The following is a 15,754-nucleotide window of genomic DNA, read 5'->3' as shown; positions in this document are numbered from 1 at the left end:
AACAATGGCCGGGCCCGTTTCGTTCTGTATCTATCGACAGAATGCAGCGGGTCCGGATGTTTTCAGGGCATCGATGCGCTTTTGCACCTTCAGGGGAGATGACAGTGATTTATTTAAGAAACAAGCTGGCGGCAGTTGCGTGTGCAGCTGCGGTGGTGATGGGACAAGGTTCGTTCGCGCAGGAGGCGGGCGGCGACAAGGTGGATCTGACCACGTTGAACGCGATCAAGCGCGAGGCGTTTGAACGTTCGCAGGTGATGGAAAATCTTTATTACATGAGCGAGGTGTACGGCCCGCGTGTGAACAACAGCCGTAATCATCGTGCAGCTGCAGAGTGGGCGATGAAGCAGATGAAGGAATGGGGTCTGCAGAATGTTCACCTGGAGTCGTGGGGGCCGTTTGGATACGGTTGGCAGATTAAGAAGTTTTACGGTGCGCTTGAAACACCGGCCTATGCTTCGCTGATTGGATTCCCGCTGGCATGGACGCCGGGCACGGAAGGTCCTGTGACGGCTGAGGCAGTGTGGGCACCGTTGCATAGCGAGCGCGACTTTGAGAAGTACAAGGGCAAGCTGAAGGGCAAGATTGTTCTGATCTTTGATCCGCGCGAACTGGAGATGCACACCGAAGCGGAAGCCAGACGCACGACCGATGCGGAAGTGATGGCGCGCACGATTACGAATGACGTTTCGCGTCCCGGTGGTTTTGGTGGAGCGCGTCCCGGTGCTGCTGCTCCGCGCCCTGGTGACATTACTCCTACGACGACTTCGACTGCTGCGCCCAGCGGCATGGTGCTTCGCAACAAGATCAACAAGTTCCTGAAGGACGAAGGCGCCGCAGTTGCGATTACGCCGGGTTATAACGGCGATGGTGGCACGGTGTTCGCGTCGTACGGTGGTTCGCAGAATCCGAATGATCCTGTTGGACCGCCGATGGCTGCGATCACTCCGGAACAGTACAACCGCGTGGTGCGTTTGCTGCAGCATGGCGAGCATCCGAAGCTGACATTCGATATCCAGGTGGATTATCAGAAGGATGACCTGAATGGCTTCAACGTGATCGGCGAGATTCCGGGAACGACGAAGGCTGATGAAGTTGTGATGGTTGGCGGTCACTTCGATAGCTGGCAGGGTGGCACGGGTGCGACTGACAACGGCACCGGTTCTTCTGTTGCGATGGAAGCGATGCGTATTCTTGCCACAATCAAGAAGCCGATGGCGCGTACGGTTCGTGTTGCGCTGTGGGGTGGTGAAGAAGAGGGTCTGTACGGATCACTGGCGTATGTGCAGAAGCACTATGCGCCGCGCGCCACGATGGTGAAGACGCCTGAGTATGACAAGCTGGACGTCTACTTCAACGACGATTCGGGTTCGGGGCGCTTCCGTGCTGTCTCTGCACTCGGATCGGATGAGATGGCATCGATCTTCCGCTCGTGGATTGAGCCGATCAAGGACGTAGGCATCATCGCAGTGACGGGACAGACCGCTGGTGCGACGAAGGCTCCGGGTGGTACGGATTCCACTTCGTTCTCATGGATTGGGCTGAACGGCATTGGCTTCATGCAGGATCCGTTGGAATACGGCTCGCGCACGCATCACTCCAACATGGATTTGTATGACCGTGTGCAGAAGGGCGATGTGATGCAGGGCTCGATGATTGAAGCGTGGTTTGCTTACAACGCGGCGACGCGTGCTGAGATGTTGCCGCGTATCGAAACTCCGAAGCCGGATCCAACGGCGAAGGGTTTCTAACTTCTCGCAAGTTGTAAGTTCAAAAGCAAAACAGGCGGAGCTATATGCTCCGCCTGTTCTCTTTTTGTGAAGACTGACTATTGCGTGCGCAGTGCGGCCATGGGGTCGATTTGTGAGGCTCGTCTTGCTGGCAGATAGCCTGCGAGGAGAGCTACTGTGAGCAGCAGTATGAGGGTTGCGGTGAAGGTAGTTGCATCTGTTGGTTGGGTTCCGTAGAGCATGGCGCTGATGCCTTGCGCCACGATGAAGGATGCGATGGAGCCCACGATAATGCCGATGGCTGCGAGTTGTAGAGTTCTGCCGATGATGCCGCGTAGCACCACGTCGCGTGATGCGCCGAGTGCCATGCGGATACCAATCTCCTGTGTCTTGCGTGTGACGGAGTAGGAGATGACGCCGTAGATGCCGAGGCAGGCGAGGATCAATCCTGTTCCCGCGAAGGCTGCGACGAGGATTGCGAAGAAGCGTCGTGGTGAGGTGGAGTGGTCCACGAATTCCTGCAAGGGGCGCAGTTGCATGGCGGGTTGGCCGGGGTTCAGTTTGCGTAGTGTTTGCATGATGGTGGGGCCGAGTGTGTCTGCGGGTAGCGTGCTGCGCACGACGAGTTCTACGCCGTTTTCGCCCCAGTCCTGCGTGACGGGTAGATAGACCTGCCATGCGGAGCTGGCTTCCACATCGGTTTCGTGAACGTCGGGGACGACGCCGACGATGCGGACATCCTTACCGCTCATGACCACCATGTGATCGACCGCATCGCCATTGGGGAAGAGAGCGCGTGCTGCTTTCTCATTGAGGACGATGACGAGTTCTGATGTTTTTGTGTCGTTCCATGAGATGTCACGACCGCGCAGATGCATGCCCATGGTGGGCAGATAGCCGGGCGAGATGACATAGACGAAGGTGGGCATGCGTTCGCTTGGACCGTACTTCACGCCTTTGATACCCGGAGCACCCCATGTGCGATTGCGTGCAAGAGGAAGGTTGTCAGAGAACCCTACGCTCTGGATGCCGGGTATGGTGGAAACCTCGTGCACCAGGTTGCGATAGAAGGCATACCGCTCTTCCCCTTTCAGGTTCGGGCGATCCACCGTGATGGTGGAGGCCTGTGTGGGTTGGTAGCCGAGGTCGATGTCGAGAACGCGCAGAAAGCTGCGCAACAACAGGCCCGCGCTGACGATGAGGACGCACGCCAATGCGATCTCGCTGACGACGAGCGCGTTGCGTAGGCGTTCATGCGAACGGCCTTCACTTGTTCCGGGGCCGCTGTCTTTCAGTTGCGATTGCAAGTCTCCGCCAGTGATACGAAGGCTGGGCATGATGCCGAAGAGAATCGTTACGACAATTGCGAGAAGCAGGGTCCACAGAAGCGACGCGGTATCGACGCGAAGCTCAGAGAGAAGCGGGAGAGCGACGGAACCCTGGTGCGCGAGCCACTGCACGATTCCTTCCGCGAGAGCGATGCCGAAGATCGCTCCGAAAAGAGAGAGCAGTGCGCTTTCGGTGAGCAACTGCCGGATGAGTCGGCTGCGGCTGGCACCGAGTGCGAAGCGGACCGAGAACTCTTTGCTGCGGGTTGCGGCGCGACCCAGGAGAAGGTTGGAGAGATTCACGCAGACGATGAGCAGGATCATGGCGACGGCTGCCCAGAGCAAGTAAAGCGAACGGCGAATCTGTCCGGCGACATGCTCCTTCATGGGAATGGCGACGGCAGGACCGTAGTTGCCCTTGGTATCGGGGTAGCGCTTGCCCCAGTAAAGCTGCGGAAACAGCGTGGCCGCTTCTGCTGAAGCCTGTTGTGCCGTGACGCCGGGTTTCATGCGTGCGATGAGTGTGACGATGTTGCCCCACTCGCGCCCTTCATCGAGGCTAAAGGCGGTGAGGACATCGACTCGCGAGCCGGGAGAAAACGTGGCGCCGAAATCAAACGCCTGTGGAAGCACGCCGACGATGGTGAGTGGCGCGTTATCTACGGAGATGGATTTGCCGACGATGTTTGGGTCGGAGTGGAAATGCGTCTTCCAGAAGGCGTGCGATAACAGCGCGACTGGCGGTGCGTTCTTGCGTCCATCCTCATTCAGGAAACCGCGGCCGAGTTCGGGCTTGATGCCGAGTACATCCATGAAGTTCGTCAGCACGCCGATACCAGTGATGGGTTGCGGTACGCTCTGGCCGGTGAGCTTCATGTTGTTGGGCGCGGAGAATGCGAAGTAGCCCGTGACGCCTGTGAATGAACGGTTCATGGCGGCTACGTCGTCATAGGCGTCTGACGAATACGTGGAGCCGGATAGGCCGCCGCCTGTCTTTGCAGGTTGCAGCCACACGACACGGTCCGGGTCTTGAAACGGCAGCGGTCGAAGAAGGATTGTGTTCACGAGACTGAAGACGGCAACGTTCGCACCAATGCCCAGCGCAAGGATCAGGATGGAGACGATTGCAAAGCCGCGGTCGCGCTTGAGCGAGCGAAGACCAAAGCGAAGGTCCTGGCCAAGGATGCCGAACCATGAGCGTGGATGCGCGTCTGCTGTTTGTTCACGCGCGGCTTCCATGCTGCCGAACTCAATACCAGCCTGACGGCGCGCTTCTTCTGGCGACATGCCGGATGCGATTTTGCTTTCGATGGACTGTTCCATGTGCGTGCGAAGCTCCTCGTCGAGGTCGTTGGCGGGGCGGCGGCGGAAGAGGAAACCGAGGCGAGTGAAGAGTTCGTGGATCATGCGAAGTCCTCCTTCGGTGCGGCGAGCACGAGAGAGATGGCAGAGCTGAGGCGGTTCCACTGATCGATTTCGCTGCGCAGTTGTTTGCGGCCCACGGCGGTGAGTGCGTAGAACTTGGCCTTGCGATTGTTGTCGCTGGCGCCCCACGAGGATTCGATCCAGCCTTTGTATTCGAGGCGATGCAGCGCGGGGTAAAGCGAGCCCTGGCCTACTTGCAACACATCGTCCGATACCTGCTGGATGCGGGAGGCGATGCCCCATCCGTGCATTTCGCCGTGGGCAAGTGTTTTCAGGATGAGCACATCGAGCGTGCCCTGCAGAAGGTCTGTGGATGGTGGCATTTAGCTTTCCCCTTGATACTCGACAAGAGTCGCGCTTCTTCTGTCGGATGTCAAGGGGAAGTACGTTTGGTTCGTCGACGCGGTTCCGTAATTTTTAAGGAGCATGCGAAAGCCCCGCTTTGGGCGGGGCTTTTGTTTTTGCTTCCTATTGAGTTTGGAGTTACTTGGCTTCTTTGCGGTATTTTTCGGCCAGAGGCTTGTCGGCGAGGGCCTTGATGAAGAGGCCGCCGACTACGCTGCGGGCCTGGAAGCCTACCTGCTTACCGGTGATGGTGTCGTACCAGTCGGTCATGGGGACGCGGCTGGTGGTTTCGTTGGCCCATGTGTAGAGCGGGTCAACGAGTGTGTGGAAGTCAGCTTCGTTGTCTGCGAGCGTGGCGGTCCACATCTCCCAATCGAGCTTGGTGTAATCCTTGCGGCTGTCGAGGGGCAGACCGTACTTGTTCAGCTTCGTCTTGTAGAAGGCGATTTCGCTTTCACGCACGCTCTTGGGAAAGAGGTCGAAGCCAAGTAGTTTGTCCCAAATGAGGTTGTACTTCTGGCTCCAGGTGTTGGGCGAATCGTAGGCGAGCTTGTAGTGATCGCCTTCCTTGTCCATCTCCATCCACTTCTTCGCATAGGCGTGTGCGTCGTCGTTGTACTTCTTCGCTTCAGCGTCGTGATGCAGCAGCTTTGCGAGATCGGCGTATGCGGCCATCGCGTCGATGGCCTTCAGCGCGAGGTTCGCGTTGTGTGTGACGTGTCCGGCGAAGTCGTCGGTGGTCAGCTGGTTCTCAGGATCGAGGCCGTGCTCGTGCAAGAAGTTGGCCCACTGCGAAAGCTGCGGCCAGAACTGCTCGGCGAGTTTCACGCCTGCGTTGTTGGGTTCGAAGCGTGCGAGCGCGTCAACGAGCAGGATCATGTTGCCTGACTCTTCGACGGGCATCTGGTTTTCTTCTGTCTTTTCACCGCCGCCGTAATCCTGTCCGTTGGCCAATGGGTAGCGGCCAAGGTCATGCGGAGCGAAGGGGAACTTCCAACGATTGGGAAGCGCCGAGTATTCGAGGATTGGCAGCACCTGCGCGTGCAACAGGCGCGGATTGAAGAAGAGGAAGATGGGCGCGGAGGGGTAGAAGACATCGACGGTTGCGGTGTCGCCGTTGCTGAAGTTTTCTTTTGCGAAAAGCAGCGGCTGCCCGTCGCTGTCGGCGATGAGCTTGTGTGCGGCGATGCTCTGGCGATAGGACAGCGTGCAGAGCCATGCGTACTTCTCACCTGCACTCTTGGTCAGGTCATCCTTCAACTTGGTGTCGAAGGCGTTGCCCTTTGCGTCGAGCTTGGTCTGTTCTGCGAGCGCCTCTTCCAGCATCTGCGAGACGGGCTTGCCTTCACGCTGCCACCACGGGCGCAGGCGCTTGTTCAGCACTTCCATGCTGTAGCCGTCGGTGTAGCTGACCATTGCGGTCTTCGACACAGCCTGTGCGCTGACAGAGCCGAACGGGATAGCGACGGCCATTTCCGTCTGTCCCTTGGTGAAGGGTGCGGGGCCGTCGATGTCGTCATTGGCGGGCAGAATGCCATCGGTGGCGAAGGCGCGTGCGGTGCCGCTGGCGAGCGAGGTCTTCGGCTGCGCATCGTTTGGCACAGCGATGTGAAAGTAGCCCCAGTCAATCTTGAGGTCGTCGCCGCTGCGGTTCAGTACTTGCTGCGACTGCGTGCCGACGGAAAGCACCGTGAGGTTCGCCGTTTGTTGACGCGAGTAGGTGACGGGCTGGCCGCTGTAGCTGGTGGCCATCTCTGCGTTTGCGTTGAGGAAGACGCTGACCTGGTGCGATGCGCCGTCGGTGCTCTTTGCGGTCCACGTCAGGTACGTGACGGGGCGCGAGAGGATATCGAGGTCATCGAGGAATGCGGGCGTGAAGAAGGTCAGATCGATCGCAACACCGTTGCCTGCGAAGTGATAGCGCGAGTGCGTGAACGTTAGTTCGCTGCCGGTCTGCTGCAACGCTGGGATGTCGCGGCTGTTGCCCATGATGCGATAGGACTTACCGTCGATGCGGACCAGGCTGTTCAGCGGCTGCGGATGACCTGTCCAGTGCTTCGTTGGTTCCGCGGTGAGCGTGTCGGCCGTGGACCATACGGAGAAGTACGGGTCATGCGCGATGAGCGGCGTGGCGGGCGGGCGCTCTGCCGTTTGGGCCGTGAGCGTGGAAGCGGCGATGAGAAGCAGCGATGCGGCGTGGCGAGCGTTCATTTGGGGACGTGTTTTCTCCGGAAAGTTGAGCGAGGAAAGGATATCGCGAGCGTCGTTGTTATGCCGTTATGCTCCTGATCCTTCGCGAGCCTGAGTGTTTGCGTTGGTTTGTAGTGATCTGAAAAGAAACCAGGTCGTTTTGGGCTTCGTTCAGGATTACGACCTTTGGTCATGTGAGCTTCGCAGCCGCGAAGCTGATATCGCTGATGTCATACAGCGTGTCATAACAACACAGCGATGAAGTTTGACGTTGCGGTGATGCGCAGTGTGAGACATACTGAGTCACCGCGATTTTTCATCAACTGTTTTTGAACCGTTCCCCTGAGGGTTGGTGTATGGCCGTTCTTTCACGCGTTGTTGGCGTTCTGCTGTGCGGATGCGCGTCTCTGGCGTTCGCGCAGGCGCCGAACATTGTGCAGCCGGGTGCTCCCGGAAAACCCACGCAGGAACTGTCTGCTGTAACGGCAGCTCCTCCTGCAAAGGGGCCAAGCGAAGCTGATGTGAAGTTCATGCAGGACATGATCATGCATCACAGCCAGGCCATTGAGATGACAGAGCTTGCGAAGACGCGAGCGACGAACACCGATGTGAAGGCGCTGGCATCGAAGATTGATCTGAGTCAGGGCGATGAGATTCGCTGGATGAAGCAGTGGTTGGCAGAACGCGGTTATCCAGAGGCTGCTGCGGGCGGCATGGATCACATGGCTGGCATGGATCATTCGCAGATGGCGGGGATGGATCACGGCGATATGGCTGGGATGGACCAGTCGCAGATGCAGGGCATGGATCACTCTGCCATGAATCATGATGGCGCGAAGAAGACCGATCCCATGGACGTGGCGCCGATGGTCGGTATGTTGACGCCGCGACAGATGCAGGCGCTGCGTGCGGCGCATGGCGCAGAGTTTGACCGGTTGTTTCTAACCGGCATGATGCAACACCACGGCGGCGCATTGCTGATGGTGAAGGAGTTGTTTCAACAGCCGGGGGCAGGACAGGACCCACAGCTATTTGACTTTGCAAACGACGTGGATAACACGCAGCTTGCAGAGATCGACATTATGAAGGGCATTCTTCGAAAGGTGAATCCATGAAACAGTTCTCCTCGCTCAAAGCCGCGTTTGCAGTAGCCGCGGTCTTCGCCTGTTCGCTGCCGGTGCTTACCGCGCAGATGGACCATGAGAAGCCGATGGCGGCTCCTCCCACTCCGACCGTCTATGTAAACCCGCGCGCTCCTGAGAGTGATCCGCGCGTTGGTCTTAAGGCTGGCCTGTATGACGCAGGTGTTGCCGCCAAGGGCTTGGAGTTGGTTCAGACGATTGCCAAGCCTGCGGGCTTTGCGCCGGACGAATCCAAGGTTCCCGCATGGGAGAATGCTGCTCCTCCTGCACCGGGTGCGCCGCGTGGCGCTGCGATTCCGGCGCCGTATGGCACCACGAACTCTGACCTAGCATTCAAGGGCAAGTACGTGTTCGTGGGTAACTACTATGGCGTGAACACGTATGACATCACCGATCCGGCACACACGAAGCTGGTGACCAGCATGGTGTGCCCGGGCGGTCAGGGCGACGTGTCCGTCTACGGCAACCTGCTGTTCATGAGCGTGGAAGCTGCGAACGGCCGTGTTGACTGCGGCGTGCAGGGCTTTGCTTCGCTGGAAGAGGCGCAGAAGGCACAGGCCGCTCAGCGCGAGCAGTTGGCGAACCTGTCGGCAGAAGAACGGCAGAAGGCAATGGCCGGCATGATGGCGAATCGCAAGCCGGAACCCGCCGAGAAGGATCGCGTGCGTGGCGTGCGCATCTTCGACATCAGCGACGTAACCAAGCCGAAGCAGATCACCGACGTGCAGACCTGCCGTGGATCGCACACGCATACCGTGGTCGTCGATCCGAAGGATAAGGACAACGTGTACATATACGTGTCTGGTTCCGCCGGTGTGCGCGATGCGAAGGAACTTAGTGGTTGCTCGGGCGCTTCTCCTGATGAAGATCCGAACACGGCGTTGTTCACCATCGTTGTGATCCAGGTGCCGTTGGCGCATCCTGAACTGGCGAAGGTTGTGAACTCGCCCCGCATCTTTACCGATCCTGAAACGGGCAACATGAACGGCCTGTGGAAAGGCGGCAACCATGGCGAAGGCACGCAGCAGACTTCTGCAACGCGTGGCTGCCACGACATCACGGTGTATTCGGCGGTGGGTCTGGCTGCGGGCGCATGCTCGGGCAATGGCATCCTGCTGGATATTTCGGATGTGGTCCATCCCAAGCGCCTGGATGCGGTGAGCGATCCGAACTATGCTTTCTGGCACTCGGCCAACTTCACCAATGATGGCAAGGCGATTCTCTTCTCTGACGAGTGGGGCGGTGGTGGTCAGCCGCGTTGCCGTTCAACCGATCCGATGCAGTGGGGCGCAGACGCTATCTTCTCCATTGGCCCGGACAAGAAGATGACGCTGAAGAGCTACTACAAGATGCCGGCAGGGCAGACCGATAAGGAAAACTGCGTGGCTCACAACGGTTCTGAAATTCCGGTTCCGGGACGTGCGCTGCACGTGCAGAGCTGGTATCAGGGCGGCGTTTCGCTTGTGGACTGGACCGATCCGGCACACCCGTTTGAAATTGCTTACTTTGACCGTGGACCAATCAGCGGCAAGAAGTTCGCCATGGGCGGTCAGTGGTCCACGTACTGGTACAACGGCATGATCTACGGTTCGGAGATTGCCCGCGGACTGGATGTGTTGAAGCTGACACCAACAGAGTTCATGACGGCGGATGAGATTGCTGCAGCGAACCAGATCTCCTTCAAAGAACTGAACGTGCAGGATCAGCCGAAGGTAGTTTGGCCTGCAACATACATCACTGCTAAGGCGTATCTGGATCAGCTTGGCCGCGGCGATTCGTTGTCGAAGGACAAGGTCGCTTCCATCAAGGCTCTGGTCAACCAGGCCGGTACGGACAAGAAGGCTGCTGCGAAGCTGAAGGGCATGGCAGGCGAACTGGATAAGGCTGCTGCTACTGCTAAGACTCCTGCGGATGCAAAGCGCCTGCAGGGCCTGGCAGAGATCTTCCGCAAGAACGCGGACGGTGCTCCTCTGGCGCTTGCTTCGCTGTAACTCACTCAACGCACGAACAGAAGAGCCGCGGCCATAACGGTCGCGGCTCTTTTCTTTTGTCTTCGCGCTTGCTGACTGGATGGAAGCTTAGTGGCTGTGGCCCGCTGAAGTCGCGGCTCCCACTTCCACTTCCGCGGCGAGGAATTTGCCATCGACCTTCTTTGCGTGGATGGCGACGCGGTCGCCGGTGTGAACGTCTTTTGCGGTGATCATGTCTTTGCCGCGCATCCACATGGTTTTGGCATCGGTCACGACAGGGGTGACCTTGCCGTCCTTCGGGTTCTTTACGTCGATGGAAGTCGCCGTGATGGCGGTAACTGTGCCCATGATGTGTTCCATGCCGTTGTGGGCGAAGGCAGAGACGCTGAGGACGAGAGCTAGAGGTGCGGCAAGCAGGCGCTTCACGAGTGGTTCGTTTCCTTTCCTAACTACTTCCAAGTTACTTCGCGGCGGGGGCACCGTTCAGAAATTCCTGTTCCTGTTTCTCTTCTTGTAATTCATCCGGGCCCTTGGGATTCATGCCATTCATCTCTTCGACCTCAGTTGGCGTGATCTTCGGCAGATGGCGGATGAAGCGAACCAGCTTCCATGAGTCTGTGCCGTCGTCATTCGGCGAACCGAAGGCGGGCATGCCGGTGAGTCGCACACCGTTCTGGATGATGAAGAAGAGTTCGCCATCGCTCAGGTTCTGTGTTGCGGCAAGCCGAAGATCGGGTGGTTTGGGGTAAAGCCCTTTGCCGTACATCGTGTCGCCGGAGCCGTCGTTGGCGTGGCACGAGGCGCAGTGGTCCGCGTAATGTGCCATGGCTTCGTGCTGTACTGCGGATGAATCCCCAACGGGGTTTTGCCGTGACTTTGCAGAGGCGGGAATCGCAAGGCTGCGGGTGTATCGCGCCAGCCCCGTTTCAAGAGGGGTTGGCGCCGTCCGCGCACTGAAGCCTCCGGTATGTCGCGCCCAGGCCGCGACTGCCAAGGCAGCAACGACAGCCAACAGCAGAAGGCACGCGAGCATTCGCAGCAGGGTCCTCATAGCGATACTCCCCTATCGGCACGGATGAAATCAGAGTGAGTGTGCCTACAGCATACGGTGCGGAAGACGATATGTTTGCATGCAAACGTGCGTCATTGCTCGATGTAAGCGTCCGTTATCAACCTGCAAGGGCCTCTGTAATATCACCGGCGGAATTAGCGGTCATATCAGACGCGCGACCATCGGTAAGGTGAGCGAAATGGCGTTTGCATGTCCTTTATTTTCAAGCGTAAAGTCTTCCGATGTTGTTTTCCTGTAATTGTCCCGGACGTGTTTTGCGGAGGTGGCCGAAGAGGACATGGCTTGAACGCCATGTGCTTTGGAGATTTGGTTTGTATCCATGGGAGTGCGTGCAATGTCGCCGCACGTTCTATCGGAAAGACAGCAAATCGGAAGATAGAAAGAAGCGTGCTTCAGGAGAACACTCCCAATCAATCGGGTGAAGGCTTGCTGATGCTGTCCACCTGGATGGCGGGAACGGCAGTCTTTGTGGCAACGAGTCTTAGACCGAGTTGTTGCTGAAGAGCTTCAAATAACGATGGCAGGTCGCTTGAATTGGCAGAGAGAGAGCTAAGCTCCGGTGTCCAGTTCAGCTTCCAGCTATATTCGCCGGTTAATCCGGTGTGATCCACGATGGGATGTCCCTGCACCTCCGGCATAAAGCCCATGCGCATGACCAGCAGCGCCATGGATGCACCGTTGGCCGTAATGTGGCCGTTGGGTCCGTCCAGCCCTTGGAACCCCTGGATGACGGCGTCGGCGGGTTGGGCTTTCAGGCCAGATTTGGCCACGGTTAACTCATAGGCAGGCAGAACGCGCGTGGTCTTTGACTCGCGCAGGCCGAAGCGGTCGTGCATCAGTTCCAGAATCAGTGAGTTCATCAGGGCCATGCGCTGATCCAGCGGGCCGTGCTCCAGCTTGCTGGAGATGTCTTCCTCCTCCGTCGCCTTAATGTCCCAGCGGTCGTTCTTTGCCCAGTCCGGCAGGTTCACGATCTGGTCGTTGGTGGTCAGGCGGTAGCAATGCCGGATCATGTCTGCCACGGTGATGCGCGTCAACTCCGCATGGCCGCCGTCAAAATTGAGACTGTATGCCGGGGTTTCGCCCACATACGGCTTGACCGAGGTGACGGCGAAGCTGGGGTGGTCTGATTTTTGTGCCGAAATGGCAACCGGCGCCACGGAGAGCAACAGAAGCGCCAGCAAGCTTTTACGGGGCACAGAGGTCAGGCCAAGCGGCGAGGGCATACCCCAAGATACTTTGGGGGTGACGAGTAACTAGGCGAAATCTTGACACTGTGGCGGTATTCCTTGAGCATATTGGACTAGCACCCCTCTGTCTTTTGCCGGCTGGTGTTTCCGTCGTCCCGGTGGGAGCGGGTACTCCTGCCGTGCAAATCCACTGACATCTGGTGCATGAATTTCGCCCGCGAACCGGTTGCGGGCGTGGAATCAAGGATGTTCCCTGTGCACGCATTGTTCGCGCTCTACTTCTTGCAATCCAGCGGCGGCTCCGCATTTGGCGGATTCAGCTTGCTGCTGCCTGTTCTTCTCATCGGCATGGTGCTGCTCACGGCTATCCCCAACCAGCGCAAACAGAAGAAGTGGAACGAGCAGCTTTCGCAGCTGAAGTCCGGCGATCGCGTTGCTACGACGGGCGGCATCCGCGGCACCATCATCAGCCTGAAGGACGATGTGGTGGTCCTGCGCACGCAGCCTGACGGCGTCAAGCTTGAGTTTCTGAAGACCGCCATCGCATCCGTGACCACGGAGGAAGAGGCGGGACAGTAAGTTCCGGGTGAGAAAGATCAGCGCCTTATGGTGCGATCCTCACAACCTTAGATAGATATCCATGCAGAAGAATCTGAACGGCAAAATCGCGGTCATCATCGCCATCCTGGTGGTGTTTCTATACGGCATCTTCGGTATCCCGCACGGCGGGCTGAAGGAGTCGATCACACGGCGCATTCACCTTGGCCTGGACCTTCGCGGCGGTACGCACATCGTGTTGCAGGTAAAGACGGCGGAAGCCGTTGCAGCCAGCAGCGACAACGATATGGTGCGCGCGCAGGACGCAGCCAGCAAGGTTGCTCCCGGGGCACACGCCACCAAGCCTGAACCGTCGCAGCCAGTCATCGTGGTCAGCGGCGTACCTGTAAACAATATGTCTGCGGTTAAGGACGCGCTGAGTGCGACCGAGTTCTCCGCATACGACCTTGCTTCCACCGCTGATGGTTACAAGATGACCATGAAGCTGGCCGAGGTGAAGGACCTGCGCGAACGCACGCTGGAGACGTCGATTGAGACGATCCGTAGTCGTGTGGACTCGCTGGGTGTCGCTGAACCCGTGATCCAGAAGTATGGCCTGGGTGAGGATCAGATCCTTGTCGAACTGCCCGGCATTGATAATGCCGATCACGTTCGCGATGTGATCCAGTCCACGGCGCGCCTTGAGATTCACGAAGTAACCGGCGGCCCGTTCACCACGGAGCAGGACGCACAGATGCAGCTTCAGCCGGACAGCGTTCTGGTGCAGGGCGGCAACGCGCTGGGTGACCAGTCGTGGTGGAGCCTGAAGCGCATTGCTGTGGTGCAGGGACCGGACTTCCGCGACGCTCGCGCATCGCAGGATGAAGCCGGACGCCCGGACGTTTCCTTTACTCTGACCACCGGCGCTGGCGATCGTTTCTACGCGTACACCAGCACCAACATTGGCAAGCAGATGGCCATTGTTCTGGATAACAAGGTGCGCGAAGTGGCGAACATCAACGGCGCCATCCGCGACCAGGGCCAGATCAGCGGCGGCGGCTTCACCAAGCAGACAGCAGGCGATCTGTCGCTGATGCTGCGCACGGGTTCGCTGCCTGCTTCCATCGTGTTCCTGGAGACGCACACCGTCGGACCTTCGCTGGGTGCTACGAGCATTCGCCAGGGTGTGATCGCATCGGTCGTCGGCATGATGGCCGTGATGATCTTCATGCTCATCTACTACAAGGGCGCGGGCATCAACGCGGACCTGGCGCTGATCCTGAACCTGGTTATTCTGCTGGGCTTCATGGGCTTCACCGGATCGACGCTGACACTGCCGGGTATCGCGGGTGTGATCCTCACGATCGGTATGGGCGTCGACTCGAACGTGCTGATCTTTGAGCGCATCCGTGAAGAGATTCGTGCAGGCAAGAATGCCAGCGCGTCTGTCTTCGGCGGATTTGAACATGCATGGCAGACCATTCTGGATACCCACGTCACGACCATCGTCTCCGCGCTGATCCTTTTCTTTGTGGGAACGGGCCCGGTGCGTGGCTTTGCTGTAACGCTGATGTTTGGTCTGTTGGCCAACCTGTTTACGGCCGTGTTCGTTTCGCGAGTGATCTTTGACAGCATTCTGCAACGCAAGACGCGCGGCGAAGCACTGTCGATCTAACGTTTCTGTTTCTGTAGTACCGAGGTTTCGCAAGTGGAATTCTTTCGCGATAGCAACATCGACTGGCTCAGCAAGAAGTGGCTGTTTCTTGGCTTCTCGCTGATCTTCTCTGTGGCAGGCGTGCTCAGCATGCTGTTCTGGAACCACATTCCCGTGGGCATTGACTTCAAGGGCGGCACGCAGGTGCGGGTGTCGTTTCCGCAGCAGCCGAATGAAGAGCATCTGCGCACGGCCATGGATCGCGCTGGCATTCACGATGCCAGCATCCAGCGCCTGAACGGCGCCAATGGCTACGAAGCTGTGATCACGCTGCCGGAGACGAGCGACAGCAACTCTGACTCTGCGCGCGCAACCGTGGTGAAGGCTCTGAACTCCAACTACACCGACTCCACCAATAAGGTGGAAGATGCGTACACCGTGGGGCCCACGGCAGGTAAGCAGCTTACGCGTCAGGCAGGCTGGGCCATTCTGTGGTCGCTGCTGGGTATGCTCGCGTACCTGTGGTTCCGGTTCGAATTCATCTACGGCGCAGCGGCTGTGATCGCGGTTTTCCATGACACGCTGATCACCATCGGCGCGTTCTCACTGACCAACCAGGAAATCACGCTGACCGTCATCGCGGCCATCCTGACGCTGGTGGGTTACTCCATGAACGATACGATCGTGGTCTTCGACCGTATCCGCGAGAACCTGCAGTTGATGCGTCGCGCCACGTTGAGCGAAGTGGTGAACAAGAGCATCAATCAGACGCTGTCACGAACCCTGCTGACGTCGGGCCTGACGTTCCTGACGGTGCTGGCGTTGTACCTGTTCGGCGGCGAAGTGCTGCACGGCTTCTCGTTCGCGCTGGTGATCGGCATCCTGATCGGTACGTACTCGTCCATCGCGGTGGCGGCGCCCATGCTGGTGGCCTACACCGACTGGCGTTCCAGCAAGGGCAAGAGCTCCGGTCTTCAGGCGGGACGTAAGGCTACGGCTTAATCCAGTCTTGCATGTTTTGCGGAAACGGACGCTTCGGCGTCCGTTTTCTGTTTTCGCCAGCCAAGCTACTGCCAAGGCGTAGCTTTATGAAAAGAAAGCAGATCCTTCCGGCTAGGTTTTAGCGATCCTTTCGAGGATCAGTGGATCTGGCGGCAGAAGCCGTAAAACG

The 15,754-nt window shown here is 58.3% G+C and carries 12 protein-coding genes; 6 read left to right on the top strand and 6 right to left on the bottom strand.

Annotation, left to right across the window (positions count from 1 at the left end; genetic code table 11):
• Window positions 1–98 precede the first annotated feature (98 nt).
• Window positions 99–1,751: a M28 family peptidase gene (locus M504_RS11300; protein WP_047491328.1), complete on the top strand. Its 1,653-nt coding sequence runs from the start codon at window positions 99–101 to the stop codon at window positions 1,749–1,751.
• Window positions 1,752–1,828: 77 nt separating this feature from the next.
• On the opposite strand, the gene M504_RS11295 is transcribed toward M504_RS11300, so the two are convergent.
• The 3 genes from M504_RS11295 to M504_RS11285 all read right to left on the bottom strand — a co-directional run bounded on the left by M504_RS11295 (window position 1,829) and on the right by M504_RS11285 (window position 7,039).
• Window positions 1,829–4,465: an ABC transporter permease gene (locus M504_RS11295; RefSeq protein WP_047491326.1), complete on the bottom strand. Its 2,637-nt coding sequence runs from the start codon at window positions 4,463–4,465 to the stop codon at window positions 1,829–1,831.
• The gene (locus M504_RS11290; RefSeq protein ID WP_047491323.1) at window positions 4,462–4,806 is read right to left on the bottom strand and encodes a PadR family transcriptional regulator; all 345 of its coding nucleotides are present in this window, start codon (window positions 4,804–4,806) and stop codon (window positions 4,462–4,464) included. Before M504_RS11290 ends, M504_RS11295 begins: the two co-directional genes overlap by 4 nt.
• 160 nt (window positions 4,807–4,966) lie before the next feature.
• Window positions 4,967–7,039: a glutaminase family protein gene (locus M504_RS11285; protein WP_047491320.1), complete on the bottom strand. Its 2,073-nt coding sequence runs from the start codon at window positions 7,037–7,039 to the stop codon at window positions 4,967–4,969.
• 335 nt (window positions 7,040–7,374) lie between these two features.
• Between M504_RS11285 and M504_RS11280 the strand changes: the two genes are divergently transcribed.
• Entirely contained in the window at window positions 7,375–8,133 is a 759-nt protein-coding gene (locus tag M504_RS11280; RefSeq protein ID WP_047491317.1) for a DUF305 domain-containing protein, read from the top strand.
• Window positions 8,130–10,151 carry an LVIVD repeat-containing protein gene (locus tag M504_RS11275; protein WP_047491314.1) on the top strand — a complete coding sequence of 674 codons (2,022 nt, stop codon included), beginning with the start codon at window positions 8,130–8,132 and terminating at the stop codon, window positions 10,149–10,151. The genes M504_RS11280 and M504_RS11275 overlap by 4 nt, the downstream gene beginning before the upstream one ends.
• A gap of 87 nt (window positions 10,152–10,238) precedes the next feature.
• Here M504_RS11275 and M504_RS11270 read toward each other — a convergent pair whose 3' ends face one another.
• From M504_RS11270 to M504_RS11260, 3 genes are all read right to left on the bottom strand, one after another.
• Window positions 10,239–10,556, bottom strand: a complete 318-nt coding sequence (locus M504_RS11270; protein ID WP_047491311.1) for a DUF5666 domain-containing protein — start codon at window positions 10,554–10,556, stop codon at window positions 10,239–10,241.
• A 34-nt stretch (window positions 10,557–10,590) separates the two neighbouring features.
• A complete protein-coding gene (locus M504_RS11265) occupies window positions 10,591–11,181 on the bottom strand; it encodes a c-type cytochrome (RefSeq protein ID WP_047491308.1) in 591 nt (196 codons plus the stop codon).
• A 431-nt stretch (window positions 11,182–11,612) separates the two neighbouring features.
• Complete coding sequence (locus M504_RS11260) at window positions 11,613–12,428, bottom strand: TIGR03435 family protein (RefSeq protein WP_047491305.1); 816 nt, start codon at window positions 12,426–12,428, stop codon at window positions 11,613–11,615.
• 168 nt (window positions 12,429–12,596) lie between these two features.
• On the opposite strand from M504_RS11260, the gene yajC reads away from it, so the two are divergent.
• The 3 genes from yajC to secF all read left to right on the top strand — a co-directional run bounded on the left by yajC (window position 12,597) and on the right by secF (window position 15,585).
• Window positions 12,597–12,971, top strand: a complete 375-nt coding sequence (gene yajC, locus M504_RS11255; protein ID WP_232296254.1) for a preprotein translocase subunit YajC — start codon at window positions 12,597–12,599, stop codon at window positions 12,969–12,971.
• Between the two features lie 61 nt (window positions 12,972–13,032).
• Window positions 13,033–14,604 (top strand): protein translocase subunit SecD, encoded by a 1,572-nt coding sequence (gene secD, locus M504_RS11250; protein ID WP_047491302.1) that lies wholly within the window; start codon window positions 13,033–13,035, stop codon window positions 14,602–14,604.
• A gap of 33 nt (window positions 14,605–14,637) precedes the next feature.
• Window positions 14,638–15,585 carry a protein translocase subunit SecF gene (secF, locus tag M504_RS11245; protein ID WP_047491296.1) on the top strand — a complete coding sequence of 316 codons (948 nt, stop codon included), beginning with the start codon at window positions 14,638–14,640 and terminating at the stop codon, window positions 15,583–15,585.
• The last annotated feature ends 169 nt before the right edge of the window (window positions 15,586–15,754 follow it).

This window comes from Terriglobus sp. TAA 43, assembly GCF_000800015.1.
Classification (GTDB): Bacteria; Acidobacteriota; Terriglobia; order Terriglobales; family Acidobacteriaceae; genus Terriglobus.
Note: the sequence above shows the minus strand (reverse complement) of the source record. Positions and strands in the feature narration are given on the sequence as shown.

Excerpts from the sequence above, each read along its gene's own strand:
- M504_RS11285 (WP_047491320.1), bottom strand. The coding sequence starts at position 7,039 with ATGAACGCTCGCCACGCCGCATCGCTGCTTCTCATCGCCGCTTCCACG.
- secD (WP_047491302.1), top strand. The coding sequence starts at position 13,033 with ATGCAGAAGAATCTGAACGGCAAAATCGCGGTCATCATCGCCATCCTG.
- M504_RS11300 (WP_047491328.1), top strand. The coding sequence starts at position 99 with ATGACAGTGATTTATTTAAGAAACAAGCTGGCGGCAGTTGCGTGTGCA.
- M504_RS11295 (WP_047491326.1), bottom strand. The coding sequence starts at position 4,465 with ATGATCCACGAACTCTTCACTCGCCTCGGTTTCCTCTTCCGCCGCCGC.
- M504_RS11265 (WP_047491308.1), bottom strand. The coding sequence starts at position 11,181 with ATGAGGACCCTGCTGCGAATGCTCGCGTGCCTTCTGCTGTTGGCTGTC.
- M504_RS11275 (WP_047491314.1), top strand. The coding sequence starts at position 8,130 with ATGAAACAGTTCTCCTCGCTCAAAGCCGCGTTTGCAGTAGCCGCGGTC.
- M504_RS11280 (WP_047491317.1), top strand. The coding sequence starts at position 7,375 with ATGGCCGTTCTTTCACGCGTTGTTGGCGTTCTGCTGTGCGGATGCGCG.
- yajC (WP_232296254.1), top strand. The coding sequence starts at position 12,597 with ATGAATTTCGCCCGCGAACCGGTTGCGGGCGTGGAATCAAGGATGTTC.
- M504_RS11290 (WP_047491323.1), bottom strand. The coding sequence starts at position 4,806 with ATGCCACCATCCACAGACCTTCTGCAGGGCACGCTCGATGTGCTCATC.
- M504_RS11260 (WP_047491305.1), bottom strand. The coding sequence starts at position 12,428 with ATGCCCTCGCCGCTTGGCCTGACCTCTGTGCCCCGTAAAAGCTTGCTG.